Annotated in this window: 19 protein-coding genes; 10 read left to right on the top strand and 9 right to left on the bottom strand. The window is 60.3% G+C overall.

The window, feature by feature from the left end; translation table 11 throughout:
* The first annotated feature begins 200 nt into the window (after positions 1–200).
* Entirely contained in the window at positions 201–1,037 is an 837-nt protein-coding gene (locus EN879_RS01080) for an alpha/beta hydrolase (protein WP_063168027.1), read from the top strand.
* A 26-nt stretch (positions 1,038–1,063) separates the two neighbouring features.
* On the opposite strand, the gene EN879_RS01075 is transcribed toward EN879_RS01080, so the two are convergent.
* From EN879_RS01075 to EN879_RS01060, 4 genes are all read right to left on the bottom strand, one after another.
* The gene (locus tag EN879_RS01075) at positions 1,064–2,404 is read right to left on the bottom strand and encodes a sorbosone dehydrogenase family protein (protein WP_013531543.1); all 1,341 of its coding nucleotides are present in this window, start codon (positions 2,402–2,404) and stop codon (positions 1,064–1,066) included.
* On the bottom strand, positions 2,401–2,841 hold the full coding sequence (locus EN879_RS01070; RefSeq protein ID WP_050580528.1) for a DUF2231 domain-containing protein: 441 nt from the start codon (positions 2,839–2,841) through the stop codon (positions 2,401–2,403). The genes EN879_RS01075 and EN879_RS01070 overlap by 4 nt, the downstream gene beginning before the upstream one ends.
* A 78-nt stretch (positions 2,842–2,919) precedes the next feature.
* Entirely contained in the window at positions 2,920–3,591 is a 672-nt protein-coding gene (locus EN879_RS01065) for an alpha-ketoglutarate-dependent dioxygenase AlkB (RefSeq protein WP_164774292.1), read from the bottom strand.
* Between the two features lie 390 nt (positions 3,592–3,981).
* On the bottom strand, positions 3,982–4,731 hold the full coding sequence (locus EN879_RS01060; RefSeq protein ID WP_082826458.1) for a Crp/Fnr family transcriptional regulator: 750 nt from the start codon (positions 4,729–4,731) through the stop codon (positions 3,982–3,984).
* 571 nt (positions 4,732–5,302) lie between these two features.
* On the opposite strand from EN879_RS01060, the gene EN879_RS01050 reads away from it, so the two are divergent.
* From EN879_RS01050 to EN879_RS01035, 4 genes are all read left to right on the top strand, one after another.
* A complete protein-coding gene (locus tag EN879_RS01050) occupies positions 5,303–5,602 on the top strand; it encodes a PRC-barrel domain-containing protein (protein WP_013531539.1) in 300 nt (99 codons plus the stop codon).
* A 62-nt stretch (positions 5,603–5,664) separates the two neighbouring features.
* Positions 5,665–6,111, top strand: coding sequence for a GFA family protein (locus tag EN879_RS40535; protein WP_063168030.1), 447 nt, complete (start codon positions 5,665–5,667; stop codon positions 6,109–6,111).
* Between the two features lie 80 nt (positions 6,112–6,191).
* Positions 6,192–6,392, top strand: coding sequence for a KTSC domain-containing protein (locus EN879_RS01040; RefSeq protein ID WP_013531537.1), 201 nt, complete (start codon positions 6,192–6,194; stop codon positions 6,390–6,392).
* A 164-nt stretch (positions 6,393–6,556) separates the two neighbouring features.
* The gene (locus EN879_RS01035; RefSeq protein WP_013531536.1) at positions 6,557–6,721 is read left to right on the top strand and encodes a hypothetical protein; all 165 of its coding nucleotides are present in this window, start codon (positions 6,557–6,559) and stop codon (positions 6,719–6,721) included.
* Between the two features lie 57 nt (positions 6,722–6,778).
* On the opposite strand, the gene EN879_RS01030 is transcribed toward EN879_RS01035, so the two are convergent.
* The 4 genes from EN879_RS01030 to EN879_RS01015 all read right to left on the bottom strand — a co-directional run bounded on the left by EN879_RS01030 (position 6,779) and on the right by EN879_RS01015 (position 11,116).
* Positions 6,779–6,991: a hypothetical protein gene (locus EN879_RS01030; protein WP_063168031.1), complete on the bottom strand. Its 213-nt coding sequence runs from the start codon at positions 6,989–6,991 to the stop codon at positions 6,779–6,781.
* A 91-nt stretch (positions 6,992–7,082) separates the two neighbouring features.
* Positions 7,083–7,322 carry a hypothetical protein gene (locus tag EN879_RS01025; RefSeq protein ID WP_013531534.1) on the bottom strand — a complete coding sequence of 80 codons (240 nt, stop codon included), beginning with the start codon at positions 7,320–7,322 and terminating at the stop codon, positions 7,083–7,085.
* A 207-nt stretch (positions 7,323–7,529) separates the two neighbouring features.
* A complete protein-coding gene (locus tag EN879_RS01020; RefSeq protein ID WP_082826676.1) occupies positions 7,530–8,708 on the bottom strand; it encodes an acetate/propionate family kinase in 1,179 nt (392 codons plus the stop codon).
* A complete protein-coding gene (locus EN879_RS01015) occupies positions 8,705–11,116 on the bottom strand; it encodes a phosphoketolase family protein (protein ID WP_063168032.1) in 2,412 nt (803 codons plus the stop codon). Before EN879_RS01015 ends, EN879_RS01020 begins: the two co-directional genes overlap by 4 nt.
* Before the next feature lie 264 nt (positions 11,117–11,380).
* On the opposite strand from EN879_RS01015, the gene EN879_RS01010 reads away from it, so the two are divergent.
* From EN879_RS01010 to EN879_RS00995, 4 genes are all read left to right on the top strand, one after another.
* Positions 11,381–13,372, top strand: a complete 1,992-nt coding sequence (locus EN879_RS01010; RefSeq protein WP_063168033.1) for a protein-L-isoaspartate(D-aspartate) O-methyltransferase — start codon at positions 11,381–11,383, stop codon at positions 13,370–13,372.
* Positions 13,373–13,470: 98 nt separating this feature from the next.
* Complete coding sequence (locus EN879_RS01005) at positions 13,471–13,677, top strand: hypothetical protein (RefSeq protein ID WP_013531530.1); 207 nt, start codon at positions 13,471–13,473, stop codon at positions 13,675–13,677.
* A 47-nt stretch (positions 13,678–13,724) separates the two neighbouring features.
* Positions 13,725–14,195 carry a YbhB/YbcL family Raf kinase inhibitor-like protein gene (locus tag EN879_RS01000; RefSeq protein ID WP_013531529.1) on the top strand — a complete coding sequence of 157 codons (471 nt, stop codon included), beginning with the start codon at positions 13,725–13,727 and terminating at the stop codon, positions 14,193–14,195.
* 83 nt (positions 14,196–14,278) lie between these two features.
* Positions 14,279–14,437, top strand: a complete 159-nt coding sequence (locus EN879_RS00995) for a hypothetical protein (protein ID WP_013531528.1) — start codon at positions 14,279–14,281, stop codon at positions 14,435–14,437.
* A 107-nt stretch (positions 14,438–14,544) separates the two neighbouring features.
* Here EN879_RS00995 and EN879_RS00990 read toward each other — a convergent pair whose 3' ends face one another.
* A complete protein-coding gene (locus EN879_RS00990; protein ID WP_013531527.1) occupies positions 14,545–14,973 on the bottom strand; it encodes a hypothetical protein in 429 nt (142 codons plus the stop codon).
* 192 nt (positions 14,974–15,165) lie between these two features.
* Here EN879_RS00990 and EN879_RS00985 point away from each other — a divergent pair.
* Positions 15,166–16,104: DUF4396 domain-containing protein (locus EN879_RS00985; RefSeq protein ID WP_164756162.1), on the top strand; the 939-nt coding region annotated here is incomplete at its 3' end.

Below are 16,104 nucleotides of genomic sequence, written 5' to 3'. Positions count from 1 at the left end.
TGTTCCGCAGGCGGACCAACAGGGCCGGTGGATGGCCCCCTCCTCCCACTTGGTGACGGTCGAGCCGGCTCAGAAAGCGGGCTGGTCCTTGAGCACAGACGTTGGAGAACGGACAGCGGCGAGCGACGCAGATTGAACTGGTGGGGCAACCTATTCGTTCGCTCTTCGTTTTCTTCTGAGTTCCCGAAAATGGATAGACGATGCTCGTCCAGACCCTCGAAGCAGGCGATATGCAGCTGGCGGTATCCACGGCCGGCGATCCGCGCCGACCGGCCTTGATCCTTCTGCACGGCTGGCCCCATTCCCGGAAAATCTATGATGGTGTGCTCGATGAACTCGGCACGCGATACTTTACGCTGGCTTTCGATCTTCCGGAGATCGGTGAATCGCGTGGCACTCCGCCGTCGGCGGAAAAGAAGGTTCTTGCCGATATTGTGATTTCAGCCGCCGAGGCGCTTGGGGCCAAATCCATCGTCGTTGCAGGCTTCGATGTGGGCGGCATGATTGCCTTCGCTGCTGCTCGCCATCATGGCGGTCGCATCGTCGGCGCGGTGCCGATGAATACGGTTATCCCCGGCCTTCATCCATGGACGAAGGTAGTCGCAAACCCGGGCATCTGGCACTTTGCGTTTCATGCGGTGCCTGAGTTACCGGAGTTGCTGGTGACGGGCCATCAACGCGCCTACTTCGATTTTTTCTTCGATCTGCTCGCCGGCCGTCCCGAAGCATTGACCAATGAAATGCGGGAGACGTTGACGCAGGCCTATGCGAGGCCGGAGGCACTTAAGGCCGGCTTTGATTGGTATCGCGCGTTCAAGCAGGATGCCGAGGCCAATGCCCCGGCGCGCATCGAAGTTCCGATCCTTTATATCCGCGGCGACGCGGATTTTGGATCGATTGACGATTACCTCGAAGGTCTGAGGATGTCTGGCGCAAAGAACCTGCAAGGTCACATGATCGCCAACTGCGGCGAATTCCTGCCGATCGAGGCACCGGCAGAATTCGTCAAGGCGCTGGTGGAATTCGCACCGAGATAGTGAAGCGATCAGCGTTATGCAGGTGCCTACTGGCTCGTGGAAGTTACGCGCCAGACCGTGTTCCCGACATCGTCGGCGATCAGCAGCGCGCCGGATTTGTCGACGGCAACGCCGACGGGCCGCCCGTGCGCCTTGTTGTCCTTGCCGAGGAAACCGGTGACGACGTCCTGCGGCTTGCCATCTGGATGACCGTCTTTAAACGGCACGAAAACGACCTTGTAGCCGTTGAAGCTCTTGCGGTTCCAGCTACCATGCTCGCCAACAAAGGCGCCGTTGCGATAGAGCTCCGGCAGGTTGGTTCCAGTGTAGAACGTCAAGCCCAGAGGTGCGACGTGGGAACTCAAGGCATAGTCGGGAGGGATCGCCTTGGCGACGAGGTCCGGCCGCTGCGGCATCACGCGCGGGTCGACATGCTGACCATAGTAGCTGTACGGCCAACCATAGAACGCGCCGTCCTTGACCGAGGTCATGTAGTCGGGAACCAGGTTAGGACCGAGCTCGTCGCGCTCGTTGATCACAGCCCACAGCGCGCCGCTCTGCGGCTCCCAACTCAGCCCGTTGGGATTGCGCAGGCCGCTCGCGAAAATACGATAGCGGCCAGTGGCCCTGTCGACTTCCCAGATGGCGGCCCGGTCCTTTTCCGCCTGGATGCCGTTCTCGGTGATGTTGCTGTTGGATCCGATGCCGACATACAGCCGAGACCCGTCGGGGCTGGCCACGAGAGACTTTGTCCAGTGGTGATCGATAGGTCCGCCGGGCAATGGCGTCAGCACGGCGCCCGGCGCGGTGATCTTGGTGTCGCCCGACGTGTAGGGATAACGCACGATGGCGTCGGTGTTGGCGACGTAGAGATCGTTGCCGACCAGGGCCACGCCAAAGGGCGAATTGAGATGATCGAGGAAGACCTCCTGGACATCGGGCAGACCATCGCCGTTCGTATCCCGCAGCAGGGTGATACGGTTGCTTCCTTCGGTGCCGCCGCCCGAGGTCGCCATCGACTCGATCCAGCCCATGATCAGGTCTTTCGGCCGCTTGATCGCGGCACCGGGCGGCGCCACGGATTCGACCACCAGAACGTCACCATTCGGCAATGTGTAAAGCGAGCGCGGATGCCTCAAGCCCTTGGCAAAGGCCTGGATTTGCAAACCCTTGGCGACGGTCGGCTTCTCGTCTTGTTTCCAACCGACGACCGACGCGACATGCATGGGCGGCACCAGATACTGAATAGGTTCAGGCAGCGTCGGGTTTGCTCCGACCTGATCGGTGGGATCCGGTTCGTTATCGCTGCATGCGGGCAGCGCCAAAATCGATCCGAACAGCAGACCGAGGCTCGCGATACGCCGGATATGTCTGGCGGAGACATTCATTCGACCACCTCCACTTGAGTGTGGCCGGAGCTCCATCCCAGCAGTCCCAGCAAGAGGATAACGATCACGGCGACGGCGGACAGGATGAGCCCCGTCGGCACGACCGAGGTCCAGGCATCACGGCTGTGCACCAGTGCGTTGAAGAGCGATATGACGAGCACGACGAGGCTGCCAAGGAGATATGGCCATGCAGGCCCGGCTTGACGGGCAAGTCGGCCGGTAGACAAATCGACAAGTGCTGCAAGGACCGCGAGCACGCCTACAACCAGGCCGGCAAGGAGCAGCCAGGCGGAAAAATCTGCCCACATCATTTCAGCGCTTCGCCAATAGGCAACGTCGGTCAGCAATGTGCCGACGAAACATGCGTTTGCGACCGCCATCGGCGTTTTATGGAACGGACGCCTGGCTGCCACCAACACGGATCGGGCACGGGCCATGGACATTCTCCACCTTTGAAGCTGTACCTGTCCTCCAAACCAACTTGTGGTTGGGAGGTTCCCGGAACCGTTTTGCGTTCAAGAACTCGTGATGGCGCTGGCAATGCGACAGAACGGCTCGGCGCGCGATGCTCCTGCGGAGTTGGCGCGCAATGTCCTCAAGGTGATCGAGTAGCGGTGCAGGTCAACCGCCGGAATGCTGTGCTCCCATTCCATGCGCGATGGTCCGGTCATGAGATACGCCGACCTTGGTTCGACGACGATGGTCCGGCGGTCCCATTTGGTGCCATTCTTCCGCCGGAGCCGGAAGCTGCAAGGCGCCAGCAACGAAACACCCGCAACGTCTTCGAAATGAGGCTTGTCTCGATGCCAGCCGATGCAGGCGCCGGGCCGGTATTCGTTGATCAACACTTGCGCGAAGGCGTTGGCGGGCCGGCCTGCCAACGCTGCGATCTTGTCGCGCAGGGACAGCAGGAAGTCAGGGATCGGCGGCGCCTCGACGACCTGGCGTCTGTCGTAGTCGTAACGCAGGCCAAAACCGACGACGCGCCGGTTTGCCAGATGGCCATGGAAATCGAACGCCTCGAACGGCAGGCCTTCCAGATGCCGGGCGAGTTCCGTTTCTTCTTGCGCCGTGATCAACTCGGGCTGATAGAAGAAACCTTCCGGTAGGTCGTCGGCAGCACCAAAGAGATCGTGCTGAAGCCCGGATGAGCCGGAGTCGAGTGTTTTCGATTTGGGTGTCGCCATCCCAGCTAAGATGGTGAAGGCCAGCCCGCCTGGCAATATCGGAACCTGGCCAGCCAATCTGCACCCACCCTGCGGACGTCACCACAACGACGGACAGGGCCTGCCAATCCGGATTTTATCGAGGGACTGTATTCAACTCAGGATTTCGCGAGCATGCCTTGAACGCGACCGAGGGAGTTTGCGTGCATGTACGTACGGTTCTTACCAAACCGTGAGCTTTCGTTGCCAGTTGCTTGTCGGCAACTAGATTGGCAACGCGGCATCCCCAAAACATGCCGCAGTGGCCGGCGCGGGTTTAGGCAACGGTGTCTCACCGGCATCATCGCGCCGGCCACTCGAAATGTCCGCTGGCGGCTCTGTGGCGGAGAAGCCTCTGTTGGCCCGGCGCGCTCAAACGAGAGGCCGCTCCTGCCTCGCGGGATGCTTCGAGCCCAAATCTCCGATCAGCCGGCGGTACTGGGTTTCGGGTGGACCGTAAGAATCTCGCGCCAACGTCATGAGACCGTCTCGATCGCGGATCGTAATCTCTCCGCGGCGCGCTCGGATATAACCGTAACTTTCGATCATCTGGAGGCCGACGGTAACCCCCGGACGCCTCACACCAAGCATGATGGACAGAAATTCATGGGTTATCATAAGCCTGTCGCCGACAGTGCGGTCGCTGCACATCAAAAGCCATCTTGCCAGTCGAACTTCCAGGCTCTGCCGCGCGTTGATCGATGCCGTATAGCTTGTCTGAACATGGAAATATTGGACATAGCGCAACAGGAACGACCGCAATGTAGGGCTGTCCTCCAGGGCTTCGACGAAGGGGGCAGCCTCTATCCGGAGAGCCTCGCATGTCGACTGGACGTAACAATCAAAGTTGGCCTGGTCGTCCCCCATGACCAGGGCCGAACCGGTCATTCCTTCGAACCCGATGATTCCGACTTCGGCTTCGGTCGCAGGCGAAGTCCTCGCCACTACCGAGGCCAGCCCGCTTTCCAGAAAATAGACGGCTTCGATCTTCTGCCCCGCGGTCTCCAGCGGCGCGCGCAACTCAAGAAAAACACTCGCCAGATGCGGACGTAGCCGCGCGAAATCGTCCGCGCTCATCCGGCGAAGCAATTCGCTCTTGGCTTGCAGTGTCTGGTAATCCACGAGACTCTTTTCCCTTGGGCAAGAGCACTGGGATCTCTTAGCCGGCCGCGCCCGTCGAACGAGCGGACGGTAACGAACCATAGACTTCGTCTCGCGCAGCACTAGACGGGCGGGCGCGTTGGTATGAAACCGACAGTTACTGCTGAAGACTCGAAGGCCTTGTTGGCTGACTATCTTTCGCCAGCAAACGAGCCTCCCGCAGGATAGAGGCGCGATCGAACCCGAGGAGCGATATGATTTCGCGTATCTGTTGTTCAGTGGCGCCTGTATCCCGCGCCAGCGCGGTCATCGCGCCCAATGGCAGACCGGGGTGCTCGGGCTCCTTCGCCGTGCAACACCATGCCTCGTGATGGGCAAGAGCGATGGTCACTCCCAAGCGTCAGCGCCCCAACTGTGCTGCTGACGATTTCCTTTTGTACGCTTCCGTACGGAGCTTTGCGAGTCAATTCGGACGGAGGCTGAGTTGAGGCTTCTAGCGTCCTTGCGTCGTCCGTCCGTCGCCCCCGGAATTGTTCGGAACGATTGCTCGGCTGAGAGGTTCAAATATTCCACCCAACAGGAGTCTCGAAAGATGGATCACACCAACCACGTACGCCTCACAAGCACCGAACTGACACCAGACATTCTCGAAGACGCCACGATTTACGACGCAGACGACAACAAAGTCGGCAGCGTTTCGCATGTGCACGGCTCAGGAGCCGCCAGTCAGGTCGTCATCGATGTCGGCGGCTTTCTCGGCATTGGCGCCAAGCCGGTGGCCGTTCCCGCAAGCCAGTTGGAATTCATGCGCGATGAAGACGGCGACGTTCACGCGGTGACGAACTGGACCAAGGATCAGCTCAAGAGCATGCCCGAGCATCACGATGCATGATTTCAAGGACTTCACCTTGAACGGGAGCGGCCACTCGGCCGCTCTCTCTTAGGCGCAACAGGGTGGACAGACGATGCGGCGCGAAAACCGGAGCCTGCTTCTGCGGAGGGATCGCCGCAGCCCTGGACGGAGAGCCTTTCTGGATATGCTACGATCACGACGACGATTGCCGCCGGGCCATCGGAAGTCCGCTGACGATCTGGGTTGGTTACCGGCCGAAGCAATTTCAGCTCCTTAGAGGGACGCCGAAGGCCTTTTCCCAAACGCCAGGCGTCACCCGCACGTTCTGCCCAGACTGTGGAAGCTCGATAGGCTATAGCGACGAAGGCCTGCCGGACGAGTTCTATGTGACGATCGGCTTCTTTGACAACCCTGAAGGGTTTCGGCCGCAAGCCCATGCCTATTGGGACCTGAGGCTGCCGTGGATCGAGTTTGATGACAGCCTGCCACGCATCGACCGATATTCAAGGAAGCGCGACCCGAAGTTCGGCAACCCGCGCGACCGGTAGTCGCGGTGCGTGACGCCAGGATATCGGCGGAACCTGACGATCGCTAACGGGTTATTCGGGCAGACCTGTCGGGTGCGACCATGCCATCGACCGTGATCCGAAATGCGCAATACGATCCCGCCACCAGGATCCTGTCGGTCTGGTTTGTGCCGAGCGGCAGACGCTACGAATATGAGGATGTTGCACCGGCAACTTATGCCGCTTTCACCAAAGCTTCCTCAAAAGGCCGCTTCTTCAATGAGTTCATCCGCGACCGCCATCGGTACCGCCGCGTGGCGTGACAAGTTTGGACATGAGCAGGCGATGCACGGAACCTGACCGGCATCGTCTCGTTGACGTCTCGTCATCGAAGCAGGCCAGGCAACGAAAGTGTTCATCTGGACATGCTCAGGTGTTCGCACCGGCAAAGATCGATCGGAAAAGGCTTCAAGGGAGTTCAAGAGCCATGACGGCCAAGAAGCAGAAGACCGAAAGCAAGGACAAGAAGGCATTGCGCTTGGCAGAGACCACCGACGTCTCACCCAAGCAAGCCAAGGAGCTCATGCAAAAGCATGGCAAGGACAACCCCAAGGTCGAGAAGGAAGCCAGAAACTTCAAGGCGGAAGGATAGGATCCGCATGAGGCGACCTGTATGGCCCCTGCAGGTGATCGGCCAGGCAATTCGGGATTAAGGGGGTGCCCCGGCCTTTTCGGCCGCGAGCGCAAAAGGAAAGCGCAGCACCAGGTTGCGGTTCTCGTCAAAAATCTCGAAGGTCAATCCGGTACGCAGCGGCCTGCCATGCAGCAGCTCTTCGGCAAGGATTTCCTTCGCCGACGCCATCGCGTTTTCCTCAGCGCTCGCGAGATCAGAAAATTCCTGGCCCTCGGGATCCTCCTGCAAGCTTCCGCTCTCATCTCGAAGGTCGAAAAAGTACCTGGACATGCCGACTGAACTCCTGCTCATCGCGACGGTAGCATCGGAAGCGCCAGCCTCAGACTTCAGTGCCTGATGTCCCCGGATTGTCGAAGAGCACAGCGAGGCCATGCTCGATGGCGCAGGCCGCTATCAGATCATCGAAGGCCTTTCCTGAAAGCGGGCAACTTGGCATCACCTCTCGAATTGCGGTCCCGGCCTTGGCGGTAGAGATCACATCGTGGCGTTTCTTGCGTGTCTCGACATATTGCTCGACCAGGATTTTCAGGCGCCTCACCGCAACGTCGTCCGTAAACATGGATTCCTCAGCCAATGCCTGAAGTAAGGCTGTCGGCCTGATCATCGGCCGACGATCTCGGGGTTAGCCGGGATTGCTCGCACAATATTTCTATGGGCAGTTGGTTCCCCCGACCGCTTGCTTGGTAATTTTCGTACAGGGAATACCCTTGCCCGGGCTTTCATCGGGCCGAACCGACAGCCGATTTTCCGATGCCGAGGCGAGCGTTCAGGCTTGCATCACCATGCGGCTGTGACGTGCAACGACACTTTCCTCATCGGTCGCAATCACGCGTACTTCCACCTTGCTCTCGGGACGACTGAGGATCTCGGCGTGGGTGTTGTTGGCGCGATCTTCAAGCACCACGCCAAGCCAGGTCAATTTTTCGCATATGGCCTTGCGGATGGTCGCGGACCGTTCGCCGATGCCGGCGGTGAACACCAGGCATTCAAGGCCACCCATCGTGTTTGCAAGCGCCGCGGCCTCTCTCGCGGCGCGAAAGGCGAAAAGCGCCATCGCCTCTTGCGCGCGAGGATCATTGCTCGCTTCGAGCGTCCTCATGTCGCCGGAAATACCGGATACGCCGAGCAGGCCCGACTTCTCGTAGAGCATCGCCTGCAGTTCTTCCGCCGCGATGCCTCTTTCCAGCAGGAAATACAACAGCACGCCGGGATCGATGGCGCCGCACCGCGTGCCCATGACGAGGCCATCCAGGGCCGAAAAACCCATCGTGGTATCGATGCTTTTGCCCCCGTGCAGGGCGCAAAGACTTGCCCCATTGCCGAGATGGGCGACGATCGTGTGTTTCGCCGCGAAAATTGGCGATATCTCGCTGAGCCGCCCGGCGATGTATTCATAGGAGAGACCGTGGAACCCGTAGCGGCGCAAGCCTTGCTCTTCATACTGGCGCGGAAGGGCAAAGCGCCGCACGAGCGGATCGATCGTCTGGTGGAAAGCGGTGTCGAAACAGCCAACCTGTGGCAGGTCCGGTTGCAAGGCGGCTATTGCACGGACGGGCGCGAGACTGCGAGGCTGATGCAGCGGAGCAAGCGGCGTAAGTTTGTCGATGGCGTCGATGATGTCTGGGGTCAGACGGACAGGTTCGATGAACTCGCTTCCGCCATGCACGATGCGATGGCCGGCGCAGATCAGGTTTCTTTCCCCAATTTCGCCCTGCACCCAATTCAGCATCTCGCCTATGGCCGCGTCATGCCGCTTGTCGGCGGTGAGCGGCCGATCGCACTGCCCCGTTCCGTCGGCCGCTTTTGCGCGCAGTGTGGGTTTGTCGCCCAGGTCCAGCGTGCCGCGTGAAACGAGTTGCATATCCCGTGATGAGACAAGATCGTAAAGCGCAAACTTGATGCTGGACGAGCCGGCATTCAGCGCCAGGATCGACCGACGCATCATTGGCGCCCCTTTGTCGCGGCTTTGTCGGGCCAGCTCCATTTCTGGATTTCGGGCATGTCTTCGCCGTGCTCGCGCACATAGGCCTTGTGCTTCGCCAACCTGCCGTGGAGTTCGCCGGCAAGCCCTTCGGCCCTTTCGGCCAGTCCCGGCACGCGTTCGATGGCGGCGAGCGCGAGATGGTAGCGGTCGAGTTCATTGAGCACCACCATGTCGAATGGCGTCGTCGTGGTGCCCTCCTCGCGGAAGCCATGCACATGCATGTTGTCATGGTTGGCGCGGCGGTATGTCAGGCGATGAATGAGATAGGGATAGCCGTGATAGGCGAAGATGACGGGCCGTGTTTTCGTGAACAACGCGTCGAAGTCCCCGTCGGGCAGGCCGTGCGGATGCTCCGTGTTCGACTGCAATGTCATCAGATCGACAACATTGACGACGCGGATTTTCAGGTCGGGGATCGCGGAGCGCAGAATGTCTGTCGCGGCCAGTGTTTCCAGGGTCGGCACATCGCCGGCGCAGGCCATGACCACATCGGGCTCCTCGTGCTGAGCAACCGTGCCGGCCCATTCCCAGATGCCCGCTCCAGCTTTGCAATGCGCTCCGGCTTCTTCAATGGACAGCCATTGCGGTCCCGGCTGCTTGCCGGCGGTGATGACATTGATGCGGTTATAGGTTCTCAGGCAATGATCGGTGATCCACAACAGGGTGTTGGCGTCCGGCGGGAAATAGAGCCTTACCGTGTCGGCCTTCTTGTTGGCGACCAGATCGGCAAAGCCCGGATCCTGATGGCTGAAACCATTGTGATCCTGCCGCCAGACATGCGAGGTCAAAAGGTAATTGAGCGAGGCGATCGGCTTGCGCCAAGCGAGCTCGCCGGAGGTCTTCAGCCATTTGGCATGCTGGTTGACCATCGAATCGACGATATGAATGAAGGCCTCATAGCATGAAAACAGGCCATGGCGGCCGGTGAGCAGATAGCCTTCAAGCCAGCCCTGGCAGAGATGCTCGCTCAGCACTTCCATGACGCGACCATCACGGGAAAGATGGACGTCATAGGGCTCGATGCGCTCCATCCAGATCCGATCGGTGACCTCGAACACGTCGTCGAGGCGGTTGGAGGATGTCTCGTCCGGCCCCATCAGGCGGAAGTTTCGCGCCTCGGCATTGAGGCGGAACACCTCGCGAAGATAGCTTCCGCAAATCCGCGTCGCCTCGGCAATGACGCCACCTGGACGCGGCACTTCCAGGGCCAGGCTTTTCCAATCTGGAAGCATCAGATCGCGCTTCAGCAGGCCGCCATTTGCGTACGGGCTTGCGCCCATGCGCCTTGTCCCTGTCGGGGCAAGTGCCGCAAGCTCCGGCAACAGGTGCCCGCTTTCGTCGAACAGCTCTCCCGGTTCGTAGCTTCGCATCCAGTTTTCGAGGATCTTGCGGTGCTCCTCATTCCCTCGAGCGTTCGATACCGGCACTTGATGCGAGCGCCAGAAACCCTCGACTTTTTCGCCATCGACTTCCTTCGGCCCGGTCCATCCCTTGGGGCTGCGCAGCACGATCATCGGCCATTTCGGGCGTTGACCATGCCATCCCGGAGCCCGTGCCTGCTCCTGAATGGAACGGATGCGATCGAGCACCGTGTCGAGCGTCGCGGCCATGGACCGGTGCATGGCAAGCGGCTCGTGGCCTTCGACGAAGAACGGTTCGTAGCCATAGCCGGCGAAAAGGTCTCGCAATTCCTGATCGTCCATGCGGCCGAGGATCGTCGGATTGGCGATCTTGTAGCCGTTGAGATGCAGGATCGGCAGGACGGCGCCGTCCGACGCTGGGTTCAGGAACTTGTTGGAATGCCATGCCGCCGCCAGCGGACCGGTCTCGGCTTCGCCGTCACCAACGACGCAGGCAACCACCAGACCCGGATTGTCGAAGGCCGCACCGAAGGCATGAACCAATGCATATCCCAATTCGCCGCCCTCATGGATGGAGCCTGGCGTCTCGGGCGCGGCATGGCTTGGCACGCCACCGGGAAAGGAAAACTGCCGGAACAGTTTCCTGAGGCCGTCTTCGCCCTGCCCGATATCGGGATAGATCTCGCTATAGGTGCCCTCGAGCCATGTGTTGGCGACCATTGCGGGACCGCCATGGCCCGGGCCGCAGATAAACAGAACATCGAAGTCGCGTTCGCGGATAACGCGGTTCAGATGCAGGTAGAGAAAATTCAGGCCCGGCGTCGTGCCCCAATGGCCAAGCAACCGAGGCTTGACGTGCTCGGCCTTCAACGGTTCGCGCAACAGCGGATTGTCGAGCAGATAGATCTGGCCGACCGAGATGTAATTCGCGGCGCGCCAGTAACGGTCCATGAGGTCGATCCGTTCGTGGCCGATAGCCTGCGGCGTCGCGGCAGCCTTGTCGTTCATCGACATCTCCAGCTTTCGGTTCGCTGGTGATAACTGGGGCATCTTTGCGCTTGAGCAACCCCCGACTGCCGCCGTCCGGGACAGTGTCGCGACCCGAGCGGCCAAGAGACCGGTCGCTATCCCGGTGGAGCGAGCGGCTCTGTCCGCAAATAGGCGGGAACCTTGAAGTCCTCCAGCGGTTAGAAACTGGAATCGCGAAGGCCAGGTTCAAGGCAGCTACCGCGAAGGACAACCTCGAAGCGTTGCACCAAAGGGAGCTAAAAAATGCTCGATCTTCCTCGTGCCCGTGATCGAATGGTCAATATCCACGTCGGCCGGCGTGGCATCCATGACCGTGAAATTCTGCAGGCGATGCGCGAAGTTCCACGCGAGGCCTTCGTAGAACCCGGTTTCGAGGAATTTGCTTATGAAGACACGCCGCTGCCGATCGCCGACGGCCAGACCATATCGCAACCCTACATCGTCGCATTCATGATCGAAATGGCGGACGTCAAACCGGGTGACCACGTGCTCGAAATCGGCACCGGCTCGGGTTACGCCGCCGCGGTGATGAGCCGGATCGTCGAACAGGTCTACACCATAGAGCGTCATCCCGGTTTGGCAGAAACGGCGAAACGGCGGTTTGAAAAACTCGGCTATCGAAACATCGAGGTCCGGACAGGCGATGGCACCAAGGGCTGGCCGCAGGCGGCGCCGTTCGATGCCATCGTGGTGACAGCCAGCGGTCCCGGCGCACCGCTCGCCCTTCAGGAGCAACTCGATGTCGGCGGCAGGCTCGTCATTCCGGTCGGCGACGACCCCGATTTGCAACGCCTGCTCAAAGTCACCCGGACAGGTGCCGCAACCTACAGCGAGGAGGATTTCGGCGGCGTGCGCTTCGTCCCTCTCATCGGCGAGCAGGGTTGGTCGGAAAACGGCACCGTCACCAAGGTCGGTCGTCCACTTCGACATCCGCATCCGATCAGCCTGCCCGATATGATCGCGGCCGCGGCTGAACCGCTGCCCGATTTCGACGATCCGGCCTTCGGCGCATTGTTCGACCGGTTCGCCGACCGGCGCGTCGTTCTGCTTGGCGAGGCAAGCCATGGCACGTCCGAGTTCTACAGGGCGCGCGCGGCGATCACCCGCAGGCTCGTCGAACGGCACGGCTTCACCATCGTCGCGGTCGAGGCGGACTGGCCCGATGCGGCGGCGATCGACCGCTACGTTCGCCATCGTCGGCCGCGAACAGGCGCCGGTGCGCCATTCCAGCGGTTTCCGACGTGGATGTGGCGCAACACCGATGTCGCGGCCTTCTCCGACTGGATGCGCCGTCGCAACGAGAAGCTAGAACCTTCGGAGCAAGCAGGGTTCTACGGCCTGGACATCTACAATATGAGCGGGTCCATAGGCGCGGTCCTCGACTATCTCGACCGGGTCGATCCCCAGGCAGCCAAGATTGCACGCGAACGGTATGGTTGCCTGACGCCCTGGCAACACGAACCGTCTACCTACGGCCGTGCGGTGCTCACCGCCGGCTATAAAAAATGCGAGAAAGCCGTGCTGGAACAATGCCGGGACTTGCTCGCCAGACAACTCGATTATGCAAAACAGGACGGAACCGACTTTCTCGACGCCAGTCAGAATGCTCGGCTGATCGCGTCCGCCGAACACTACTACCGGATCATGTACTATGGCGGTGCGGAGTCCTGGAACCTGCGCGACACCCACATGTTCGAGACCTTGGAACATTTGTTGGACGCCGGCGGCCCCAACTCCAAGGCGGTGGTGTGGGCGCACAATTCCCATATCGGCGATGCCCGCTTTACCGAGATGGGTGTCGTCAGGGACGAACTGAACATCGGTCAGCTCTGCCGGCAGCGTTTCGGCGATGAGGCAGCGCTAATCGGTATGGGCACGCATTCCGGCACTGTAGCGGCCGCAAGCGACTGGGATGGCGAAATGGAGGTGAAGCAGGTTCGCGCGTCGCACGCCGACAGCTACGAACGGCTTTGCCACGATTCTCTTGTGTCGCGGTTCCTGCTCGACCTCGGGCGCGACAAGACGCTGCGTGAGCGGCTGCTGGAACGTAGGCTGGAGCGATTCATCGGGGTAATCTACCGGCCGGAAACCGAGCTGGGCAGCCACTATGCGGACGCTTCCCTGCCCCAGCAGTTCGACGCGTTCCTATGGTTCGACAAAACCGCGGCAGTGACGCCGCTTGGCCCGGAGCATGCAAGAACCGGCGTTCCCGACACCTATCCATTCGGGCTCTAACCGGCGCGCGCGGCGAGCCGATGAAGCAGAGCCCTGGAACCGGAACGGCCCATCTGGCTTGCATTTTTAAACTGAAATCCCGTCGAAGGAGTTTTCTCATGACCGGAACCAAACATCCGAAATGGAAAAAACCGAGCGATGCCGACTTGGCGAACAATCCTGGTATCGGGACTTCCAAGGGAACGATCAAGGAAGGCGAAGAGTTCGAGCTTGAAGGCGAGAACACGGTCGAAGGCGATGTCGAGAACGACACGACCGCTGCTGGCGGGATCGATCCAAGACAAAAGATGCGGACCAACAAATAGCATGCCGTTGGCATCGCTGCGATCAACTTCCCCGGAAGGAGTGAACCATGCCACTTGCCCTCAGCAGCGCCGCCTTTGCCGAAGGCGGACCAATTCCCGAAAGATATACACGAGACGGCAAAAACGTATCGCCGCCGCTGAAATGGTCTGGAGTACCGGACGACGCCAAAAGCCTCGTTCTCGTCGTTCAGGATCCTGATGCGCCGAGCGGAACGTTTGGTCATTGGGCGGTATTCAACATCTCCGCGGAGACAAGGGAACTTCCCGAGGCGGAAAGCGGCAAGCCAGGTCCCGGTGCCCTTAGGCAAGCAACAAATGATTTTGGCAACGCCTATTACGACGGCCCTGAACCCCCGGTCGGACATGGCGTCCACCATTACCATTTCCGGCTGGCCGCGCTCGACACGCCGAGCCTTGCCATTCCGGCCAGCGCAGGCGTCGAGCGCATCTGGCGGGAGGCGCAGAAACACTCGCTCGAGCAGGCAGAACTCATCGGAACCTACGAACGCAATCCGTAAGTTGATGACCGAGGTGGCATTACCCTGCTGCTGCGCGGAACGGTTCTCCTCCTTGCCGGTTGTCTGGGAAAGGAGATGCCGCCATGTTTGGAGATATCATGTGGTTGGTCGTCGTTGCCGGCGGCCCATTGTTGCTGATCGTGCTGTTGGCCTATGCCGTTATCGCACGCCGCCGGCGTGGGCCCGCCGAACGAAGGGAAAGCGACCGGGCGACCGACCGGCTATACCAGGACAAGCGTTGATCCGCATCGCAAGATATCCAATCGGCAAGACATCCAATCGGCAAGACATCCAATCGGCAAGACAGGGGATCGTAAGCCGCAGCGGGCGACGACGATCCCCAACTGGGTCAGCGCATTATCCTTTGCCGCAACCACGCAAAGAACCTGCCGCTGACGGCTGAGCGGACTCGCGTCGCAGCCCAGCGCGCTTTCATGGTTGAGCCGACGTGGCAATCGCAGACGATGTCGTGCAACTGCCAGTCGTTCAGCTCGAAAAAGCGCTTTGCCTCGCCGTAGGTATCGTCTTTCAAACCCGATGCGCGCAGCACTGGATCTTCGAAAGCAACCGAAATTGCGGTTCCCTCGCCCCGCATCATTGCACGTGCTTCGGGGTGCAGATGTTCGGTGCCTGCAAACGCGCCAAGGCATCGCTCGGGATTACGCTCCAGCAGTTCAGCCCAGCGCTCTATGCGCTGATTTCGTGTCATTGCGGAATATGCAGCCGACGATTCAATCTTGGCGACGGCATGCAGTTGGTCGAGTGTTTGATGTTTCATGGCCAGCTCCTGTTGAGGCAGCGAAGCGCCCACGCCTTCAAGGGAATTACCGCGCCGTAATGCTTCGACAAGAGCGCCAGGCTGGAGAATTCGACACAACCGGATTGGGCCGGCGGGATCATAAACACACGTTCTGCGTTCATTGGCGGGGGCTGCTTGTGACAAACCGCTGATCCGCGACGGGATGCATCCATGTTCATCCAGCCAATCGACTATTTCCTTGCCGTCTGGTTCGCTCTTGCCGCCGCCTCGACGCTCTATGTCGGCTTCGATCAATACCGCAACAATCCCGAACCGGTGGTGATGAAATGGGGTTTCATCCTGGTGACCCTCTATATGGGTCCATTGGGGCTGCTGCTTTATGTGCTTGCAGACAAGGAGCCACGACCGGGCGAGCATGAAGACTTCACCAGGCCGCTATGGAAGCAGGGCGTCGGTTCGACCATCCACTGCGTTGCCGGCGATGCAACCGGCATCATTCTCGCGGCGGTCATCACGGCAACGCTTGGCCTGCCTATGTGGCTCGACCTCATCGTCGAATATCTGGCGGGTTTCGCCTTCGGCCTGTTCATCTTCCAGTCGCTGTTCATGAAATCGATGATGGGCGGCACCTACTGGGAGAATGTGCGCAAGAGCTTCCTGCCCGAGTTCATCTCGATGAATTTCATGATGGCCGGCATGGCGCCCGTCATGAGCTTCCTGATGATGGGGCGCGACATGCGCGCGATGGAGCCGACCGAGCTCTTGTTCTGGGGCGTGATGTCGATCGGCGTCATTGCCGGCTTCACACTTGCTTATCCCGCCAATGTCTGGCTGGTCGCCCGCGGACTGAAGCACGGGTTGATGACGCAGCGCCCGGAGGCGGCCGAAATGAGCAGTCGAGAGCCGACCGCCCAGCAACAGCACGCTACGCATCATGCCCGCGCCGGCGATGATCGACGACAAGGCCACGCCAACACATCCCACAAATCCAAACGCAACGGCCATCAGATGGAGACGGACGCCACGACGCCGCAGATAGCAGCCCTCGGCATGGTCTCGGTGCTGGCGCTGGCGATTGGCATGGCCGCACCGGCGAACTGGCTGAACCTGACGCTTTCGGCACGTGACGTCGGCGGGGCGATCATGCCG

Source organism: Mesorhizobium sp. M7A.F.Ca.AU.002.02.1.1 (assembly GCF_003998535.1).
Lineage (GTDB): Bacteria > Pseudomonadota > Alphaproteobacteria > Rhizobiales > Rhizobiaceae > Mesorhizobium > Mesorhizobium ciceri.
This window is presented reverse-complemented; position numbering and strand designations above follow the sequence as displayed.

Excerpts from the sequence above, each read along its gene's own strand:
- EN879_RS01065 (WP_164774292.1), bottom strand. The coding sequence starts at position 3,591 with ATGGCGACACCCAAATCGAAAACACTCGACTCCGGCTCATCCGGGCTT.
- EN879_RS00990 (WP_013531527.1), bottom strand. The coding sequence starts at position 14,973 with ATGAAACATCAAACACTCGACCAACTGCATGCCGTCGCCAAGATTGAA.
- EN879_RS00995 (WP_013531528.1), top strand. The coding sequence starts at position 14,279 with ATGTTTGGAGATATCATGTGGTTGGTCGTCGTTGCCGGCGGCCCATTG.
- EN879_RS01075 (WP_013531543.1), bottom strand. The coding sequence starts at position 2,404 with ATGAATGTCTCCGCCAGACATATCCGGCGTATCGCGAGCCTCGGTCTG.
- EN879_RS01050 (WP_013531539.1), top strand. The coding sequence starts at position 5,303 with ATGGATCACACCAACCACGTACGCCTCACAAGCACCGAACTGACACCA.
- EN879_RS01070 (WP_050580528.1), bottom strand. The coding sequence starts at position 2,841 with ATGGCCCGTGCCCGATCCGTGTTGGTGGCAGCCAGGCGTCCGTTCCAT.
- EN879_RS01025 (WP_013531534.1), bottom strand. The coding sequence starts at position 7,322 with ATGTTTACGGACGACGTTGCGGTGAGGCGCCTGAAAATCCTGGTCGAG.
- EN879_RS01010 (WP_063168033.1), top strand. The coding sequence starts at position 11,381 with ATGCTCGATCTTCCTCGTGCCCGTGATCGAATGGTCAATATCCACGTC.
- EN879_RS01005 (WP_013531530.1), top strand. The coding sequence starts at position 13,471 with ATGACCGGAACCAAACATCCGAAATGGAAAAAACCGAGCGATGCCGAC.
- EN879_RS01040 (WP_013531537.1), top strand. The coding sequence starts at position 6,192 with ATGCCATCGACCGTGATCCGAAATGCGCAATACGATCCCGCCACCAGG.
- EN879_RS01020 (WP_082826676.1), bottom strand. The coding sequence starts at position 8,708 with ATGATGCGTCGGTCGATCCTGGCGCTGAATGCCGGCTCGTCCAGCATC.
- EN879_RS01015 (WP_063168032.1), bottom strand. The coding sequence starts at position 11,116 with ATGAACGACAAGGCTGCCGCGACGCCGCAGGCTATCGGCCACGAACGG.
- EN879_RS01080 (WP_063168027.1), top strand. The coding sequence starts at position 201 with ATGCTCGTCCAGACCCTCGAAGCAGGCGATATGCAGCTGGCGGTATCC.
- EN879_RS01000 (WP_013531529.1), top strand. The coding sequence starts at position 13,725 with ATGCCACTTGCCCTCAGCAGCGCCGCCTTTGCCGAAGGCGGACCAATT.
- EN879_RS01035 (WP_013531536.1), top strand. The coding sequence starts at position 6,557 with ATGACGGCCAAGAAGCAGAAGACCGAAAGCAAGGACAAGAAGGCATTG.